The organism is Streptomyces tropicalis, from assembly GCF_029269835.1.
GTDB classification, from domain to species: Bacteria; Actinomycetota; Actinomycetes; order Streptomycetales; family Streptomycetaceae; genus Streptomyces; species Streptomyces tropicalis.
The window spans coordinates 283,872-300,702 of sequence record NZ_JARJBB010000008.1 but is presented as its reverse complement, the minus strand read 5'-3'; the positions used below and the strand labels follow the sequence as shown (position 1 = coordinate 300,702).

Here is a 16,831-nt window from a genome sequence, read left to right as displayed (position 1 = left end):
CACGGAGAGGGGCTATGGCCGACTTCACTGCCGGGCGGGCCGCGTATTTGCAGATCGCGGACGAGTTCAAACGCCGGATCCGCGACGGGAAGCTCGCCCCGGGAGAGAAGCTGCCGTCAGAGGCGGAGCTGATGGCGGACCACTCTGTGTCGCGCACCGTTGCCCGCCAGGCCATCGCGCGTCTCCGCGAGGACGGCTACGCGGTCTCCCACCAGGGCAAGGGAAGCTTCGCCGCGATGCCGGGCGAGGGCAGCACCGTCAAGCGCAGCCCCGAGTTTGAGCAGATCACGGAGTACCTCTCGGAGGTTCGCCGGGACGTTCGCCGCCTCGCTGATCGGATGGACCAGCTGGAGGATCTGGTTCGGCAACAGGCCCAAGGACGTTGATCAGTTCGCCAGCTCGACGCGCCACGTCTGCCAGCTCCTCACAGAGCCCCTCTATCTGGTCGATCAGTTCCCGCTTCTCTGCCGGGGTCAGCACGGTCACAGCCCTCTCGTTGCCCTCTCGGTCTGATAGCCCCTCGGCCTGTCAGCAACGCTAGGCCCGTACGGACTCACCACCCCGGAAAAACCTTCCGGGGCCGTAGAGAGAGACGGGGGGACGCTCTTCCCATGCGAGGAATGACGACGAACCTGACGATCGGTGAGCGAGTTGCCTGGTACCGCCGCAGGCGTGGCATCTCCCAGGAGGTCCTGGCCGGACACGTCGGCCGGACGGTCGACTGGCTGAGCAAGGCCGAGAACAACCGCCTGGAGCTGGACAGACTCTCGGTCATTAAGTCACTGGCCGATGCACTCGACGTGTCGCTTGGGGACCTGCTCGCCGAGCCGACTCTCATGGACTGGACCGCCGATAGCGGGAGCCGCACGGTGCCGGCGCTCCGTTCGGCGCTGATGAACTACCGCCAGCTCACACCCTTGTTGGGTCTGCCGACGGAAGGCAGTCCGACCCCGCTGGAGGAACTGCGTACCAGCGTTGCCGAGGTGCTGGACGCCTACCAGGCATCTCGCTACGGCTTCGCTACCCACCGCCTGCCCCTGGTTTTGGCGGACGCGCTGATCGCGGCGCAGTCATACGAGGGGATCGACCGCGAGAAAGCCAACGCGTTGTTGGCGATGACGTACCAAAGCGCCGCCATGGTCCTCGGCAAGGTCGGCGAGGTGGATCTCGCGTGGATCGCCGCCGACCGGGGACTTGGCGCGGCGCAGCAGTCCGGAAATCCGGCGGTCACCGGGTCACTCTTCCGCTCCGTGGCTCACTGCCTCCTGTCGACCGGTCGCTTCGACGCTGCCGTGCAGCTCGTCGGGGATGCCGCCGACCACCTCCGTCCGGGGCTCATGGACGCCACCCCAGAATTCCTCTCCATCTACGGGACGCTCTTCCTCGCTGGTTCCATGGCAGCCGCCCGCGCGGACGATCGCTCAACCGTCCATGCGTTCCTGACCGAGGCCGACCAGGCCGCCCGCAAGCTCGGACAGGACGCGAACCACATGTGGACCGCATTCGGCCCGACCAACGTCGCCATCCACCGCGTGGCCACCGCGGCCGAGCTGGGCGACATGCAGATCGCCGCGGCCCTGGGCCCGCAGATCGACACCAGCGGCCTACCCATGGAGCGGCGGACACGCCACAACATCGAGGTGGCCCGCGCGCTCAGCGCCCACAACCGCACCGAAGACGCCATGGCGATGATCCTCGAGGCAGAGTCCTGGGCCCCTGAACAGGTACGCAGCCACTACCTTGCGCGCGAACTGGTACTCACGTGGGTACGCAACCACCGCGGGCGACCGAGCCGGACCATGGCGGGACTCGCCGACCGGCTGCACGTGGTCTAGGTGGGTACGCTCGGCTGCATGGCAGCGAACGAGCACGAAGCGAAGATGGCGCATCCGCGCATGGCGGCGGGTGCGCTCTTCTTTGATGCCGGCGGACGTGTCCTCATGGTGGAGCCCACGTACAAGGACTACTGGGACATCCCCGGGGGCTACGTCGAGAACGGCGAATCGCCTCTTCACGCTGCCGCCCGCGAGGTCCAGGAGGAGCTGGGCCTCACGACCACGCTCGGCAGCCTCCTGGCCGTTGACTGGGCACCGAACGCGACTGAAGGCGACAAGGTGCTCTACCTCTTCGACGGGGGCCAGCTCGCCCCCGAGGCCGTAGCGCGGATCCATCTCCAGGCCGACGAGCTGAAAGCCGTCAGGTTCGTCCCCCAGCACGAGATCGCAGAGCGCACGATCCCACGGCTGGCCCGCCGGATCCTGGCAGCGATCGAGGCCCGAGCCAAGAGCATCCCGGTGTACCTCGAGCACGGCCAGGCGCCGGGCGACGCGGCGGCATAGCGGAGGACGGCTCATGCCAGTCGAGAGTCCACGGCACTCGGTCTCGGTTGCCGGAATCACCGTGCGCGAAGACGGCAGGATCCTCGTCATCCGCCGAGCGGACAACGGCGCCTGGGAACCACCCGGCGGCGTGCTGGAACTGAACGAGGACCCACGGGGAGGCGTAGCCCGCGAGGTCCTGGAGGAGACCGGCATCGAGGTTGAGGTACGTCAACTCACCGGGGTCTACAAGAACATGAAGCTCGGCGTCGTGGCCCTCATCTTCCGCTGCGAGCCAGTGGCCGGCACCGAGCGGACGTCCAGCGAGTCAACTGCCGTCGAGTGGCTCCCACCCGACGAGGTCCGCGAGCGCATGTCCGAGGTCTTCGCGATCAGAGTCCTGGATGCCCTGGAGGGCAACGGGCCCTACGTACGGAGCCACGACGGCAGGGTCCTCATCCCAGCGGGATAAGACTTTCTCTACTTCATCAAGAGCTCGCTTCGCTCGCCGTCGCTCCCGACCTCCTGAACTGCAAGCAGTCCGATCAAAGATCGAAGGTGCCGCGCACAGCGCGGCGGCGCCGGACGACCGCCGTCGCGCCACCCCTCAATGCCTTCGGCACCGGGGCAGCGCGCCGTCGGCCGTCCGCGCCCACAAGGGGGCGAAGACCAGGCCGGGGCTGGGCTGGGCTGAGACAGCACAGCCGAGGTCTGAACAGTGCCTCCGGCGGGGGATCGGCCGGCACCGGGATGGAGGGGGCGCCGTTCGCGACTGCGGGCCCGTAGGGGGCTTGCGTGGGGAGCTCCCATCCCGTCCACCGCCGATCCAGGCAGAGCCGAGCAGGCGTGGTTCAGGGCGTCAAGGTCGTTCGTACGGTGGCGCGCTCCACCTTGACGCCCTGAACCACGCCTGCTCCACGGTGTGTGGGTCGACGGCGGACGGGATGGGAGCTGGGGGTAGGTGGTGGGTCGAGGTGGGGATGCGGGCGAAGGTGTGACCTTGGAAGTCTCAGGGGTGCGGGAGGAGCAGACAGGACAGACCCAAGTTGGCGATCCTCTGGACAAGCCGATCTCCAGTGCCGGTATATTTTCCGGCATGAATTCCTACCCGGAATCCCGAGAAGTGCTGTCAGGCTTAGGTGAGAAGGTCACTCACAGCCTGGCTCGATCAGTGAAGCTCGCAGCCGATGACCTGCGCATCTATCGCAGTTGGAACCCGGTGTGGGTGGCAGAGGCGAGCGAGCGCGGGCTGGCTAACTGGATCCACGACCGCCTGTGGGCTCACCTGACGACCCTGCTCGATGGGCACCCAGGAGTGACTCTCAGCGATGGGGAGCCCACCCGCGAAGTGGTCGTGGGTGTCAGCTATCGTCTGCGAGTCAAGCGTCATCGTGAAGATGGTCAGGTCAGCAGCTACGCGACTCAGACAGCCCTGGAGTTCTTTGCGCAGGGCGTGCAGGACACGTTTCCGGGAATGGAAGAGGTCCGCCTGGTCGCCGGCTATGAGTGGGAAGCTGACTCACGCGAGATCGGTGAAGCTGTTCTGTCACTGCGCGACGGTCAGGACAACGTGGTCTGGCTGGTGCCCCTGCCCGAGGTCGGCCAAGCTGGAGGCACGGTTCAGCCTGTCCGTCCCACGGCACCCGAGCCCTCACTCCCGTCGATCAACGTGCCCACGCCTGAGAAGCGCGAAACAACGGAGGATGGGTCGAAATGAGCAGTCTCGGCGAAGCGATTACAACAGCTCGCCGGGCCCTCGGTTACACCCAGGAAGAGTTGGCAGAGGCCGCTGGGGTGACCCAAGCGGCCCTGTCTCGCTACGAGAACGATCTACGTGAGCCTGAGAGCGAGGCGCTTGCACGACTCGCGGATGCACTGGGCGTGACCGTACCGTTCCTCAGGAGCGCCAGCTCCGTTCGAGGAGCGATGGCCGTAGACGCCCACATGCGGAAGCGGGCTACTGCGAAGGCCACGACGTGGCGTCAACTGGAATCCCAGCTGAACATGTATCGCATGCATGTCCGCCACTTGATGGAGGAAGTGTCGCTCCGAGCGCAACAGCGGATCCCGACGTTTGACCCCATCGACACCGATGCCGCTGATGCTGCGCGCATGGTTCGGATGCAGTGGCGCATGCCCATCGGCACTGTGAGGTCGCTTGTCCGGTGGGTGGAAGCGGCCGGCTGCATCGTCCTTGCCGAAGACTTCGGAACGACGCGCATTGATGGGCTCTCTCAGTGGGTGGATGACTACCCAGTGATGATGATCAACGTAGCGGCGCCTGTTGATCGCATCCGCCTCACAGTTGGTCATGAACTCGGGCATCTGTGTCTGCACTCCTCCGAGCCCACTCTCGCCATGGAGGAGGAGGCAACACGATTCGCGGCGGAGTTCTTGATGCCTGAAGAGGTCATCCGTCCTCAACTCCGGAACCTCACACTGGGCCGGCTGCATGACCTAAAGCGAGAGTGGGGAACGTCGATGCAGGCCATCATCGAACGTGCGCATGACTTGCAGGTCATCACTTCCACGAAGCGCGCGAACCTTTACAAGTCCCTAGGGAACCACGGGTGGCGGACGCGAGAGCCGTTGAGCGACGAGCTTCCTCCCGAGGTGCCTGCCCTGGCTCAATCCATTGGCGAGGCGATGGCTGATAAGGGGCTCAGCCGTGAGGAGATTGCAGAGATGGCCGGATTTTCGGATGCAGACCGGAACAAGCTCTTTGTCGCTACCACGCGTCGTCTGCGTGCAGTCTGAGCGACGCCGTCAAGTCGAGCACTAGTGGCTGACCTCACCGGTCGACACCAACAGCGGCGGACGGAGTCGGATCGCTGCGACGACCGCTACCCAAGTGCCTCGAGATGAAGAGGCACGCGGCCGGCGCTGGTAGCTCTCACCCTTGGCGATCGAGGGCCGGGGGTGCAGCTGCACTGCATGGCTGGGCACCTTGGGCGCCGACCCGCGTCCGCAAGCCTCAAGCGCTTAGTCCTCCCCCTCATTGTCAGTTGCCTGATCTATGACAACTAGCGATGTCGAGTGGGGCCCCACTAGGACTACAAACCGCTCGTCGAGTCTCAGGCGGATCGTAGTCTTTGCATCCGCGGCCACAGTACGCGCCGAGTCCAGTAGCGGCTGGGGCACGACCAGGCGCTCGGGCCGATTGGACAGTGAGAAGGTGTCCGATCCTCCTGCCCCCCGACCCTTCGCACTGCCGCGGGAAGAGAAGCGAAGAGGGCGGCGGACGCCGGGATAGAGCGCCGCGTAGAGTCCGCCGAACGTACTAACGTGACTGGCCCCAGCAGCAGAGAGACGGCACACGGGCACGCCTTCGACGGTGTGCCGCTCGACCAAGTAGGGCGAGAGCACGCCGGGATCCGAACACAGGAGCCTCGTGACCGTCCAGATGCCGGAATCCGAACGCTCGGATGCGTCGACGTTGTTGAGATCCACCAGGAGCTGCCATACGTCCGAGGGCTGAGCCGTGCGGTGAAACTGCTCCAGTCGGCGCGGTATGCGAACTAGGCCGCGGTCGTAGACCTCGGTCCAACGTTCCATGGCATGTCGCGCACCAGCCTGCCGCCGGGGGTCCGTGTCGTAGTCCGCGATGACGCGCTCACGCTGGGCTCGGACCTGCTTCTGCCGAAGCTCGCCAAGCTCATATGTCAGGACACGGCGTATGCGCTGCGCAGAGCGACCATACGAGAGGGCCAATTCGACCAGATTCGGATCATCAGGAGCGGGCCCGCGCCATGGGCCAGGCCTTGGTACATAGCGTTCAGCCATGGCTACGACCAGCTCAAACGCACGTGCCTGACGGCGCTGAACAGCAGGCGCCCGATCGATGGCTTGCTCTAGCCATTTACGAGGCAGGCCGAGTGCGGTAGCCACCTCATCCACGAACAGGGGGCGGCGGCTAGGGACAATGCCTTCGTTCTCGAACCGGCGATAGTTCTTGGGCGAGACCCCGAGGTGGCTCACCACATCCTGAGCCCGCAAGCCGGCGCCACGCCGGTAGTCGGCAAGCGTCCATGAGCTATGACGCGCTTTAAAGTTCATGAGTAGCCATGGGTGTACCCGCAACGCTTGAGCTAGGGCACGCACCCGCACCGGGTCCGGCACTCGGTGCCCGCTCTCGTAGGCGAGGATCTGCGCCTTCGTCGCCCCGATAGCTAGCGCCAAGGCTTCCGCGGTCATCGCCTCCGCGTCAGGGCGCCGATGGACGTTCATCCGGAAGTCGCGCAGTGCGGAAGGGTTGAAGTCGGCCAGGCCCCGTGCCATCCGTGTGCTCTTTCTCGTCGTTGGGACCAGTTTAGAGGTACCATCCGAGCGAAGGCTAACTGACATCGTTCGAGGCCACATGGCACCTGACCAGCAGTTTCGTTCATTTTAGTGGCAGAACTGGTGGATGCTCCCGCGGAAACGCGCGATGTTAGGTCTCGTTGGCCGCACGGTTTAGTGACCTCGGTCCACGTGTATCAGTTACGAAAGAGGCCCTGTACCTCCACGGTTGATCACACCGTAGGCGGGGGCACAGGGCCAGCGTGTGGGAGCGAGCTCCCGGAAGGCCCCTTGCTGCAACAAGGGGCTTTTCGCGGTCTAGCGGCGAATGTCGATCAGGTGACGCAACCGGGCACCGAGTGCCCATACCTTCTTGACGATCTTCCGGTTGTTACGCTCCCCGCCCTCCGGCGGGTTTTCCATACGCGGCACCCTTCTCTTGGTGGTGGAGCCGATCGGCCCCGATCGAGTGACCCGATCGACGGGTTACACCTCGAGAAAGATGTTGGGACGAGCTTACCGGGTCCGGCCCGTGATGCGTTCCCCGGAGCGGTACGACCAGTGACAACTTCCAAGCAGGTGTGCTCTTTGACGGGTACTCCGCAGCTCTGGGAGGCGGGGGGCAGGAGTCGCAACGGCGAACACATAGTCGAGTAATGCCTGTTGAAAGCCATCAATTCGTAGGTGAGCGCAGCGCGTCAGGTTCAAGATGGCCAAATGTGACTACGACATCTGGCGCAGGAGCGATCAGTATCGGAGTCGTCAGATCTCGTTGTTGTGGCGTCCATCACCTTCTGAGGGGTGGGCGGAGGATCCCTGGCCGTGGTAGATAGGCCACGCGTCGGCAGCACTAGCCTGTGGCCGGTAGCTTGGCCCCGATCCGCCGGCCGCTCGCCCCGCTAGCGACTGGAGTGCACTTGAAGGTCTCTGTCGATCAGAACCTCTGCTACGGCTCGGCCGACTGCGTGTACAGGGTCCCATCCGTCTTCACCACGGTTGACGGGTTCGGCGCCGTCATCCCGGGGCGTGAGGATGCGGGCCGGGACCCCCGAGTGCAGGACGCTGCTGAACGGTGCCCGTCTCAGGCCATCTCCATCACGGACTCGTAGCGCGGTGAGCGTCGCCCCGTCGGCCTGCCTGTCGGAGGCTGGCGTACAGCAGCGGAGTACAGCAACCGCAGTCGGCCAGAAGCGGCTTTGTGGGCCCGCAGCGCAACTGGTACCGGCCCTCACCGACCGGTCCACATAGAGCTACGGATCAGGAGACGGCCGTGCCATACGCGTGCCAGAACGGGCGGGGAACCGCGGGGAACAGCGGGCAGTCACAGTAGCCGTCCATGAGAACGGCCCCTGACCAAGTCTCCCTGGTCAGGGGCCGTTTTCACTGCTCTCAAAGCGGAGGCGGTGGGATTTGAACCCACGGTGACATCGCTGCCACGACGGTTTTCAAGATCGCTCACTCTGCCCTCAACGTCTGTGAGAACCCTTCTTCCGCGAGGTTGCGCAACGAAACAGCAGGTCAGAGCGCCTCTTCGTTCTCCTTCGACGCCACTCCCGACTGATGTATAGGAGGCGCAACACTCCAGTCGGCCGGAAGTGGCCCTGTGGGCCCATAGCGCAAGGTACGGCCCTCGCAGTGTTCGGGCAGCTCAGGGCTCGCACGGGGAAACGACGCTGCACGGCGCCCGGCCGGAACGGTCGAGGACGACGTCCGCGATGCTGCGGAGGGGGGGCAACTATTTTCGCCAGGTAGGAAGCGCGGTTCGCGGGTACCCGCGGTAACAACTTTTGTCATACGGCAATCATGCTGCCGCGCCCCCGGGAGAAAAATGACAGCCCCTGTGGACACCCCGATCCCTGAGCCCTCGCAGGCGTCCAGGCTTGCAGGTCGGTACGAGCTGGGTGAACATCTGGGGGCCGGCGGTGCCGCGGACGTCTATCGCGGCAAGGATCTACGTCTTGGTCGTCCGGTGGCGGTCAAGGTCTTCCGGGCGGGGAGCGGCACAGGTCTGAAGGACCGGTTCGAGGACGAAGCCGTCGTACTGGCCCGCCTGCAGCATCCGGGACTGGTCACCGTCTTCGACGTCGGCCGCCACGACGGCCAGGCCTTTCTCGTCATGCAACTGGTCGAGGGCCGCACCCTGCGTCAGCGCATCACCGAAACGACCATGGCCGTTACCGCTTTGATCGAGCTCGGGACCCGGCTGGCCGAGGCTCTCGGACACGTACACCGGGCGGGAATCCTGCACCGAGACGTCAAGCCGTCCAACATCCTGCTGGACGCGCAGAACCGGCCCTACCTCACCGACTTCGGCATCTCCCGGGCGATCGATGCCACCGCGTCCACGCGGGACGGCGCCCTCGTAGGAACCGCCGCATACTTGGCTCCCGAGCAGGTCACTGGCCGTCGCGTCGAGCAGAAGGCCGACATCTATGCTCTCGGTCTCGTACTACTGGAGTGCCTGACGGGCCGGCTGGAGTACGAGGGATCCCCAATGGAGTCTGCGGTCGCCCGGCTGCACCGGCCGCCGCGGATCCCCAGGCGACTGCCGGCGGAACTACGCCAACTCCTGGGCTTCATGACCGCGATCGAGGCAGCCGACCGGCCTGATGCGCAGACTTGCGCGGCAGTCCTGTCGGGGTTGCAGCGGATCGGGGAACCTGCCAGCGGTGCGATGACAACAGGCGGCATACAGCCAGGCTCCGAGTGCGGCACCCGTCGCGAAGGGAGCCGATCGGTTTCCCGACGTCGCAGGATGAAGCTCGCCGCGGCCGGAGCGCTGGTCACCGCGACAGCGCTCGGGATGACGGTGCCGACTTGGGGCTCCCAGGCCTCTACCGCCCCTGGGGCCTCCGCGGTCCCGTCCACCCCTCAGAAGGCCTCGGCGTCCGCCGGAAGCGGGGAACACAAGCCTGGGAACAGCGCTACCAAACCTGCCCGGTCAGGGGAGCCGGTGCCCGCAGTTGCCGTAGCGACGTCTGCCACTAGCACGGAACACAGGGCCGGGAACAGCGCTGTCACACCTGCCCGAATGGTGGAGTCAGTGCCCACAGTTGCCGTAGCGGCCGAGGTCGTGATTCGAACTTCGGCGACGCCTCCCTCGGCTCGGTTCCCGCGGCCTGAACCGGCCGGCAACAGGGGCCACCCTCACCCCGAAAAGGTGACCAGGGGCAGGGAGGAGAATTCTCGATCCAGCGAGCACTTGGCCAAGCGTGGGCCAAAGACGGAGAAGGACACGCCGGACAAGGGCAGAAGCCGAGGTCAACGGCGCCGGTAGTGACGGTGGGAGGGGCCGTCTCGCTGTGCCGGGTGGGGAGGTTGTGGGCGGCGGTGCTCCGAGGCTCAGGTTGCTCGACTTGCTGCCGAGCCGGATGCAGACGCCAGGTGCGACTGATGCACGACGGTCAGGTGTCACTCAACCCTGCAGCAGTCCCTTGTGGCAGGCGGCCATGGTGGCCACTCCCAGGATCAGGAGGGCCACCATAGTCATCTTCTTCACGCGGGCACCACGTCCTTGGACTCTGCCACCTTGCGCGTGCCCCAGTGCGTCGTCCGGGCCTGAGTCAGCGCCCAGTACATCGCAGGCTTGATCAGCAGCAGGTTCACCAGCGACACCAGCGGCGTCAGCAGGAGCCACGCGAAGAGCTTCTGCCGGGCGCCGAGCTCGGGCCTCAGCGCGGCGTACATGCCCGTCTGGGCGTAGGTCAGGATGACCCAGTAGCCCAGGCCGTACAGGAACATCACTTTGCTGCCCGTGTAGTGCGGGATCACGAACAGCACCCAGGCGTAGAACACCGGCGAGAGCGCGGTGAGCACCAAGCCGTACAGCCGGAAGAACAGCGGGGCCGCCGAGAAGTTCGTCAGCTCCCAGCCCACGTACTTCCAGTACGACTTGAACCACCGCACCCGCTGCGTCCACAGCTCGCTCAGGTCCTCCGGCATCGCGCTGTACACCCACGCCTCGTTCACCGCGACGACCTGGCCCTGCTGGAGCGCGTAATGGGTCAGACGGCGGTCATCCCCAGCCGTGCCGGAGGTCACGTAATCCTCCAGGTTGGCCAGCACGAACCCCTTGCGGTACAGCCCGAGGATGCCCGAGGTGGGCGCCACGGCACCAAGCTGGGAGCGCGCCATACGGGTGACCAGACACCACGTCACGATCTCCACGTCGATCACGCGAGTGAGTAGGTTGGCCGTTCGGTTGCGAACCAGGGTCAACCCGGTAGCCGCCTGGACACGCAGATCCGACATCGCCTTCATGCAGTGCCACAGCGCGTTCTCGTGGAGCACGGAGTCCGAGTCCACGGTAAGGATGAAGTCGTAGGACTCCGGATCCACCTGCCGCAGCACGTTGGCCTGGGCCTCACGCTTGCCCGCGTTGTCCTGCCGATGCCAGGTGACCAGCGGGTGATCGAACGGCACCACCGGCTCCCGAGAGCCGTCGTCGATCACGTGGATCTGCTCAGGGGGCCGCACCTGGTTGATCAAGCCCCACACAGTGGCGTAGAGGGCCTCCTGCGGCTCGTTGTAGGCCGGGACGATGGCCAGGACCCGACCGGAGGCGACCGGAAGGTGGGTGAAGCTACGCCCCTTCACGGCCGCTCCCAGCGAGTACAGGAGAACCACCGTCACCGCGCAGTAGAAGACCAGCACGACATCCCAGGCCTGGGTGCTCCACACGAAGTGGTAGACGAGGGTCCAGGCCGTGGCCGCCACGACAGCGGCCACGGACAGCATCACCTGCACCCTGGAGCGCCCCTCTACGGCCCAGGAGTGCTTGCGGTGGCTCCCCATGTCCTCAGCCCTGCGTCCGGCGGCCACGGGTGCCCCAGCGGTACGCGAACGCACCGATGAGGACGGCGGCGACCACAGCAGTGACGATCCATCCGAGCGTGATCGTTGTTCCGAAGAGCGTGATCGCTCCGACGCCCGTTTTGGCGAGCGCCCCTTCGTCGTATCCCATGTTTTCCCCTCCCATGGCTCCCAGAGCCTCTCGATGTGAGATGTCAGAGGCATGGCGCCCCTGGTATCCAGCACGCACACCCGTCCAGGCGACGCGCTTCTACAACCGCTCGATGTGCTCGGCGGCCGGCATGACGCCTCGGGTGTCGAGGACGTATGCCGCCTCGGCGGCAAGCTGATCCAGGTCGAATTGACCGTGCGGTGTGAGCACGACGACAGCGTCGAAGTCGCCCACGTTGATGCGGTTCCCCTCCGCGGAGAAGGGGATGGCCTGACAGCCGCCGTCACGCAGGTAGGGGTCGACGACGGTGACATCCGCCCCCATGGCACGCAGCCGGTCGATGACCTGTACGGCCGGCGACTGACGGGCGTCAGCCGTACCGGGCTTGTAGGCGGCGCCGAGGGCGAGAACACGGGCACCATGCACGCTGCGGCTGAAGCGGCGACTGAGAGAGTCCTGCAAGCGGCGCACCACGTAGTCGGGCTGGCTCTCGTTGATGTCCTGAGCCAGCTCGATGAGCCGGAAGGTCTGCCCGTGCCGGGTCTTGACGTGGTGGCTGAGGTAGACGGGGTCGATGGGCAGGCAGTGCCCACCAACACCGGGGCCGGGCAGGAACTTCGTGAAACCGAACGGCTTGGTCGCAGCCAGCTCGAGGGTGCTCCACACGTCGACGCCGAGTACGTGGGCCATCCGCGAAAGCTCATTGACCAGGGCGATATTGACGTGCCGATAGGTGTTCTCGAACACCTTCGCCAGTTCGGCCTCCTCCAAGCCGGAGGCCGGCACGGTGACCTCAGTGACGGAGTCGTAGAACGCCTTCACACGCTGCAGACAGGCGTCGGTGAGACCAGAGACGATCTTGGGTGTGTTCTCCAGCCTCCATTCGGCGTTACCCGGATCGATACGTTCGGGGCTGAAGCCGACATGGAAGTCACGGCCGGCGATGAGGCCCGAACCCTCTTCCAGCAAGGGTATGAGCACGTCGCGCGTGGTGCCGGGGTGCGTGGTCGACTCCAGTACCACGGTGGCTCCGGGCTCTATTCGGGCAGCCAGCACGCGGGCCGCCTCCCGCACACAACTGAGGTCCGGAGCACGGTCGGTCAACGGGGTCGGCACGGTGATGACTGCGACGTCGAAGCCCTTGACGTCTTCCGGGTCGCAGGTCGGCGTGTAGGCGCCAGAGCGCAAGGCGCCCTGCAGACGGTCGGAGTCAATGTCCTCAACGTAGGACGAGCCGGCAGCCAGCCTCTCGAAACGCTCCCGGTCAGGCTCATAGCCAGTCACGGTGTGTCCGGCCTCGGCGGCCCTCAAAGCCAGGGGCAGGCCGACATAGCCCTGCCCGAGCACGCCAATGCGCATGGTGGTTCCCTCCCCTTGATCCGGCTCGCAAGCCGGGAAAACGGCGCCCCTGAGATGCGACTGTCTGTTCCTGAAGCAGGCAGCCGCGGCGTCTGGTACTGCGTTGAAAGGTCCGGAAGCGGCGAGTTGAACCCCCCTCGGGTTACAGCGAGTGCCGCGCCGGGTCATCGTCGGATGCCGACGATCTTCACACTTCCCCCCCACCTGAGGAGGTTAAGCATTCAATAAGAGTCTGCCATATGCAACCGTATTCACCAATTCGATCACTGCACCCCTGCCGCGAGACCCCTCCCTCGTCGCCCGACCTGCAACTTCACTGCGTAGAGCCGCAGTTAGACTCACACTGGCCAGTCTCGACAGCGAACCGAAGGACCCCTCGGCAGTCACGGATCGACCGCACGGCACCTCGAAGCGCATAAAACGATCTTCACAAACACTCCGAGTTTGTGCTTGCTGGGACTTCAGTGGCCGCCTGAGAACCGAGGCCACTGGGGCAGTGCGAGAGCAGTGGGTCAACGAGAGCATGGTCCAAGGCGAATATGGTGACTTGTTCGGGAAGGTCGTCCTTCGGAAAAATCGCCCGACTGGCACCCCTGGCCGCGCCGCAGTCGGCGTCCTCCGAACGGTCGAAGGGTGCAGCGGCAGCGGGTGTCTAACTGCGTGACAACGCCGACGCGCACCGGCGGACGAGTGCGGACGCCTACGCACCATCAGGGCAGGTAGGGACTACCCCAGCCCAAGGCAGAGTGCCCGCCTCAGTTGCTTCGGGACGAAGAGGTCGCCGTGCCACAGCCGTGCCAGAAGCAGGGGTCAGCAGCGGTCAACAAGGGTAGCTAGCGTGTGCATCCGCGCCCGCTAGCTCGACCAGCGAAGCCGCAGGTCACGCGCCGTACGGCCCACCCTCTCTCCTAAAGTGGTTGTCCATCCATCTCACCGCGTCCACACTCGCTGGAACTCTTCGGCTGGGATGGCCTCCAGCGGCTCCACTTCAGGGTTGATCGCTTGGTCTGTCAGGCCGCCGTGCTCGTCCTCCAAGTGCTCCCAGCGGTACCGGTGGAGCTTGCCGGCCGAAGTCAGCTCGGCCTGCTTGACGACGATCAACTCGCCGCGGTCGGGTACCGCCTCGATGTACCAGAGGCCGCCTTCCTCGTCTGCGCACCGGAAGTGGCGGCGCAGGGTGGCCATCTCGTCGAGTGTTCGGTAGGAAGCCACGGTCTCGGCCGCGACGCGCTCCAAATCAATCACGAGTCGATCGTGCCAGCGAGCGCGTGTGGTTGCGCCGTTCTGACATCCACGAGTGACATCAACGGCGCCGGACGCCAGCACTCCTGGATGGTCTGGCATGGCCAGCGTGGCCGCGTGGCTCCCCAGGAGTGCCGCGCAGCGATCGAACTCCTAAAGCGGGTGTCGCAGGTTCGAATCCTGCCGGGGGCACGCAGAGAAGGGCCGGCTCAGGAGGGTTTTGCTCCCGGGCTGGCCCTTCGTCGTTCCAGGAGCCGTGCCGCACACGTGCCACTACGCCCGCGTCACCACCCAGGCGGCCCGCCCGTGTACGGGCGGAGGACGCACAGCAGATCGCCCGCCGCGAACTCATGTCAAGGGCATCGCTTCGCTCGCCGTCGCTCCCGGCCCCCCAAGCTGCAAAAAATCCGATCGAAGAGATCGAAGGTGCCGCGCACAGAGCGGCGGCGCCGGTCGGTCGCCGCCGCGCCGCCCCTCCCTGCCTTCGTCACCGGGCAGCGCACCGTCGCCGACCGCGGGCCCGTAGAGGGGAGCTCCCGTCCCGTCCGCCATCGACCCAGGCAGAACCGAGCAGGCGCGGTCCATGGTGTGTGGGTCGACGGCGGACGGGACGGGAGCCGGGGAAGGTGGTGGGTCAATCCGGTTGGTCAGTTCACGCAGCCAGGCACCGGGACTGCGCTGCCGGCGCAGTTGGTGGGATTGTTGTGCTTCACCTTGCTGTCGTTCAGGGCCACCGTGCCGGCCTTGTTGTTGATGCCGCCGGGAGGGGCGCTGCTGGTGTTGTGCTCCACCTTGCTGCTGGTGAGCGTGGCGGTCCCACCGTTGTTGGTCAGACCACCGCCCTGGGCACCCGTGCCGGTGGAGGTGTTGTGTTCGATCTTTAGCTGCTTGGTGCTCAGCGTGCCCTCGTTGTAGACGCCGCCACCCTGGGCGTTGGTCCCCTCGGCCGAGTTGTGTTCGATCTTTCCGCCGTCGATCGTCACCGTGGCGGCCACTCCCTGGTTCGAGATCCCCCCGCCCACGCCCGGCGCGTTCGCCGTTGCGGTGACCGTGTTGTGCTCCACACGGGTGTGGTGCAGGTTCACCTTGCCGGGGTTGAGGTTGAAGATCCCTCCACCGCCTCTGAAGCCACCGGTGCTGGCTGCGCTGTTCGAGAAGATCTCGGAATCATCGATCGTCGCCGGGCCGCTGTTGGCGAGTCCGCCGCCGACGCCGCCGGTGGCGTTATTGCTGATCGTGGTGCCGTCGGCGATGGTGAGGTCGCCTCTGCTCGAGATGCCGGCGCCGAATGCTGCCGAGGTGTTGTAGCCGACGACACTGTGACGGATCCGCACGGTGGCAGAGGCGAGAATGAAGAAGCCGCCGCCGTCGAAGGCGGTGCCGTTCCTCACGACGCTACGGGTGAGGTCGATGGTCCCACCCGAATTGGCGAAGATGTTGCCGCCGTCGGTGGCGGTGCCGTTCGTCACAACGCTATGGGTGAGGCTGAGTGTCCCACCCGGATTGACGAAGATGTTGCCACCAGCAGTACCCGGAACGCTGCCGTTGCGGACGGTGAGATCGTTGAGTGCCAGGTTCCCGGGTCCGTCGATTTCGAAGATGCGGAACAGGGCTGCCGTCGTCGGGTCTCGTTGGATGGTGGCGTCGCGTCCGTTGATGGTGAGTTTCTTGGTGATCACGGGCAGAGCGTTGTTGGCGTTGTCCGGCGTGGTGTAGCTGTACACGCAGTTGTGGGCCAGCACCAGCGTGTCCCCGGAGTGGGCGCTGGTGATCGCGTTCTTCAGTGCGGTCGGGTCACAGGGCACGTTGGTTGTCGCGGCCTGGGCCGTCACGGGCATGGCCACCAAACCCACCACCATGCCGGCCACAGCGATCCCGCCGCGCAGACAGGCGCCTCGAAACGCTGCCATGGGGCCTCCTTCTTCTCGGGCGGTAGCCCCGGTCCAGAGCTACATGTCCATCACGTCTGCTATCGCCCACAGTGACGACAGGCCGGATGTCAGCCCCTGCACGGCACGCCGATCTCCACCGAACAGACCACAAGAGCGGCGAGCGCAGCGGCTGCCCCCGACGTCACCCCTGAGGCGGTGGCTTCACATACCGCCCACCGCCGGCACACGGAACACCGGGCCCCGGGCGCCCAGCAGCCCGGGCACGGTCTGCCACAGGTCCGCTCCGTTCGCCCGCTCCCATCTCGCGGTCGCCCGGGACTGCGCCCACTGGGCCACGGCCACCGGAACCAGCATGAGGGGCGGCATCAGCTGATGCGATGCCAGGCCGATGAAGGTCATCCAGCAGACCGCTCCAGCCACGAATCCGGCCGTGCGCCGCAGCGCCGGCCGCTGCGCCGCGGCCTGACCGGTGTGCGGTTGTTCTTCGGCGCTGTCGATCCGCGCGGCATGCTCGTACGTGCGGCGAAGCCGGGCGGGGAGACGGAAGCGCAGCGGCAGGAGCACCAGGGACACAAGAGCCACCGCAACCGCTGCCACCAGGAGGGTCTCCAGCCGGTGGGCCGTACCGATCAGGACCAGCAGCAACGCTTCGGACAGCACCGCGCCCGCGCCCATCATCCGTGCGGAGGTCTGCTGGAAGTACACCACCCTTATCAGCCCGGGTCCGGCGTCCTCGGTCATCGTCCCAGCTCTCTGCCCGTACACCCGCACGGGCAGGG

Annotated in this window: 15 protein-coding genes; 8 read left to right on the top strand and 7 right to left on the bottom strand. The window is 65.8% G+C overall.

The window, feature by feature from the left end; genetic code table 11:
• Positions 1–14: 14 nt before the first annotated feature.
• From P3H78_RS18455 to P3H78_RS18430, 6 genes are all read left to right on the top strand, one after another.
• Positions 15–386, top strand: a complete 372-nt coding sequence (locus P3H78_RS18455; RefSeq protein WP_276110112.1) for a winged helix-turn-helix domain-containing protein — start codon at positions 15–17, stop codon at positions 384–386.
• A 234-nt stretch (positions 387–620) separates the two neighbouring features.
• Complete coding sequence (locus tag P3H78_RS18450; protein WP_276110111.1) at positions 621–1,835, top strand: helix-turn-helix domain-containing protein; 1,215 nt, start codon at positions 621–623, stop codon at positions 1,833–1,835.
• An 18-nt stretch (positions 1,836–1,853) separates the two neighbouring features.
• Positions 1,854–2,339: an NUDIX domain-containing protein gene (locus P3H78_RS18445; protein WP_276110110.1), complete on the top strand. Its 486-nt coding sequence runs from the start codon at positions 1,854–1,856 to the stop codon at positions 2,337–2,339.
• A 13-nt stretch (positions 2,340–2,352) separates the two neighbouring features.
• On the top strand, positions 2,353–2,790 hold the full coding sequence (locus tag P3H78_RS18440; RefSeq protein ID WP_276110109.1) for an NUDIX hydrolase: 438 nt from the start codon (positions 2,353–2,355) through the stop codon (positions 2,788–2,790).
• A gap of 528 nt (positions 2,791–3,318) precedes the next feature.
• Positions 3,319–4,035: a hypothetical protein gene (locus P3H78_RS18435; RefSeq protein WP_276110108.1), complete on the top strand. Its 717-nt coding sequence runs from the start codon at positions 3,319–3,321 to the stop codon at positions 4,033–4,035.
• Positions 4,032–5,075, top strand: a complete 1,044-nt coding sequence (locus P3H78_RS18430; protein WP_276110107.1) for a helix-turn-helix domain-containing protein — start codon at positions 4,032–4,034, stop codon at positions 5,073–5,075. Before P3H78_RS18435 ends, P3H78_RS18430 begins: the two co-directional genes overlap by 4 nt.
• A 225-nt stretch (positions 5,076–5,300) precedes the next feature.
• Here P3H78_RS18430 and P3H78_RS18425 read toward each other — a convergent pair whose 3' ends face one another.
• Positions 5,301–6,596 carry a helix-turn-helix transcriptional regulator gene (locus P3H78_RS18425; protein ID WP_276110106.1) on the bottom strand — a complete coding sequence of 432 codons (1,296 nt, stop codon included), beginning with the start codon at positions 6,594–6,596 and terminating at the stop codon, positions 5,301–5,303.
• Positions 6,597–7,453: 857 nt separating this feature from the next.
• On the opposite strand from P3H78_RS18425, the gene P3H78_RS18420 reads away from it, so the two are divergent.
• Together P3H78_RS18420 and P3H78_RS18415 are read left to right on the top strand one after the other, a co-directional pair.
• Positions 7,454–7,705 carry a ferredoxin gene (locus tag P3H78_RS18420; RefSeq protein WP_438827990.1) on the top strand — a complete coding sequence of 84 codons (252 nt, stop codon included), beginning with the start codon at positions 7,454–7,456 and terminating at the stop codon, positions 7,703–7,705.
• Positions 7,706–8,424: 719 nt separating this feature from the next.
• Positions 8,425–9,873: a serine/threonine-protein kinase gene (locus P3H78_RS18415; protein ID WP_276110104.1), complete on the top strand. Its 1,449-nt coding sequence runs from the start codon at positions 8,425–8,427 to the stop codon at positions 9,871–9,873.
• 218 nt (positions 9,874–10,091) lie between these two features.
• On the opposite strand, the gene P3H78_RS18410 is transcribed toward P3H78_RS18415, so the two are convergent.
• From P3H78_RS18410 to P3H78_RS18385, 6 genes are all read right to left on the bottom strand, one after another.
• Positions 10,092–11,333 (bottom strand): glycosyltransferase family 2 protein, encoded by a 1,242-nt coding sequence (locus tag P3H78_RS18410; protein WP_276110155.1) that lies wholly within the window; start codon positions 11,331–11,333, stop codon positions 10,092–10,094.
• A gap of 61 nt (positions 11,334–11,394) precedes the next feature.
• A complete protein-coding gene (locus P3H78_RS18405) occupies positions 11,395–11,559 on the bottom strand; it encodes a hypothetical protein (RefSeq protein ID WP_276110102.1) in 165 nt (54 codons plus the stop codon).
• A gap of 99 nt (positions 11,560–11,658) precedes the next feature.
• Positions 11,659–12,918 carry a nucleotide sugar dehydrogenase gene (locus tag P3H78_RS18400; RefSeq protein ID WP_276110100.1) on the bottom strand — a complete coding sequence of 420 codons (1,260 nt, stop codon included), beginning with the start codon at positions 12,916–12,918 and terminating at the stop codon, positions 11,659–11,661.
• A gap of 930 nt (positions 12,919–13,848) precedes the next feature.
• On the bottom strand, positions 13,849–14,163 hold the full coding sequence (locus P3H78_RS18395) for a hypothetical protein (protein ID WP_276110099.1): 315 nt from the start codon (positions 14,161–14,163) through the stop codon (positions 13,849–13,851).
• Positions 14,164–14,807: 644 nt separating this feature from the next.
• Positions 14,808–16,070, bottom strand: coding sequence for a hypothetical protein (locus tag P3H78_RS18390; protein WP_276110098.1), 1,263 nt, complete (start codon positions 16,068–16,070; stop codon positions 14,808–14,810).
• A gap of 183 nt (positions 16,071–16,253) precedes the next feature.
• Positions 16,254–16,793: a hypothetical protein gene (locus tag P3H78_RS18385; protein ID WP_276110097.1), complete on the bottom strand. Its 540-nt coding sequence runs from the start codon at positions 16,791–16,793 to the stop codon at positions 16,254–16,256.
• Positions 16,794–16,831 lie beyond the last annotated feature (38 nt).

What these genes read in the sequence shown, in the direction of transcription:
- P3H78_RS18455 (WP_276110112.1), top strand. Translation starts at nt 15, where the DNA reads ATGGCCGACTTCACTGCCGGGCGGGCCGCGTATTTGCAGATCGCGGAC.
- P3H78_RS18450 (WP_276110111.1), top strand. Translation starts at nt 621, where the DNA reads ATGACGACGAACCTGACGATCGGTGAGCGAGTTGCCTGGTACCGCCGC.
- P3H78_RS18445 (WP_276110110.1), top strand. Translation starts at nt 1,854, where the DNA reads ATGGCAGCGAACGAGCACGAAGCGAAGATGGCGCATCCGCGCATGGCG.
- P3H78_RS18440 (WP_276110109.1), top strand. Translation starts at nt 2,353, where the DNA reads ATGCCAGTCGAGAGTCCACGGCACTCGGTCTCGGTTGCCGGAATCACC.
- P3H78_RS18430 (WP_276110107.1), top strand. Translation starts at nt 4,032, where the DNA reads ATGAGCAGTCTCGGCGAAGCGATTACAACAGCTCGCCGGGCCCTCGGT.
- P3H78_RS18425 (WP_276110106.1), bottom strand. Translation starts at nt 6,596, where the DNA reads ATGGCACGGGGCCTGGCCGACTTCAACCCTTCCGCACTGCGCGACTTC.
- P3H78_RS18415 (WP_276110104.1), top strand. Translation starts at nt 8,425, where the DNA reads ATGACAGCCCCTGTGGACACCCCGATCCCTGAGCCCTCGCAGGCGTCC.
- P3H78_RS18410 (WP_276110155.1), bottom strand. Translation starts at nt 11,333, where the DNA reads ATGCTGTCCGTGGCCGCTGTCGTGGCGGCCACGGCCTGGACCCTCGTC.
- P3H78_RS18405 (WP_276110102.1), bottom strand. Translation starts at nt 11,559, where the DNA reads ATGGGATACGACGAAGGGGCGCTCGCCAAAACGGGCGTCGGAGCGATC.
- P3H78_RS18400 (WP_276110100.1), bottom strand. Translation starts at nt 12,918, where the DNA reads ATGCGCATTGGCGTGCTCGGGCAGGGCTATGTCGGCCTGCCCCTGGCT.
- P3H78_RS18390 (WP_276110098.1), bottom strand. Translation starts at nt 16,070, where the DNA reads ATGGCAGCGTTTCGAGGCGCCTGTCTGCGCGGCGGGATCGCTGTGGCC.
- P3H78_RS18385 (WP_276110097.1), bottom strand. Translation starts at nt 16,793, where the DNA reads ATGACCGAGGACGCCGGACCCGGGCTGATAAGGGTGGTGTACTTCCAG.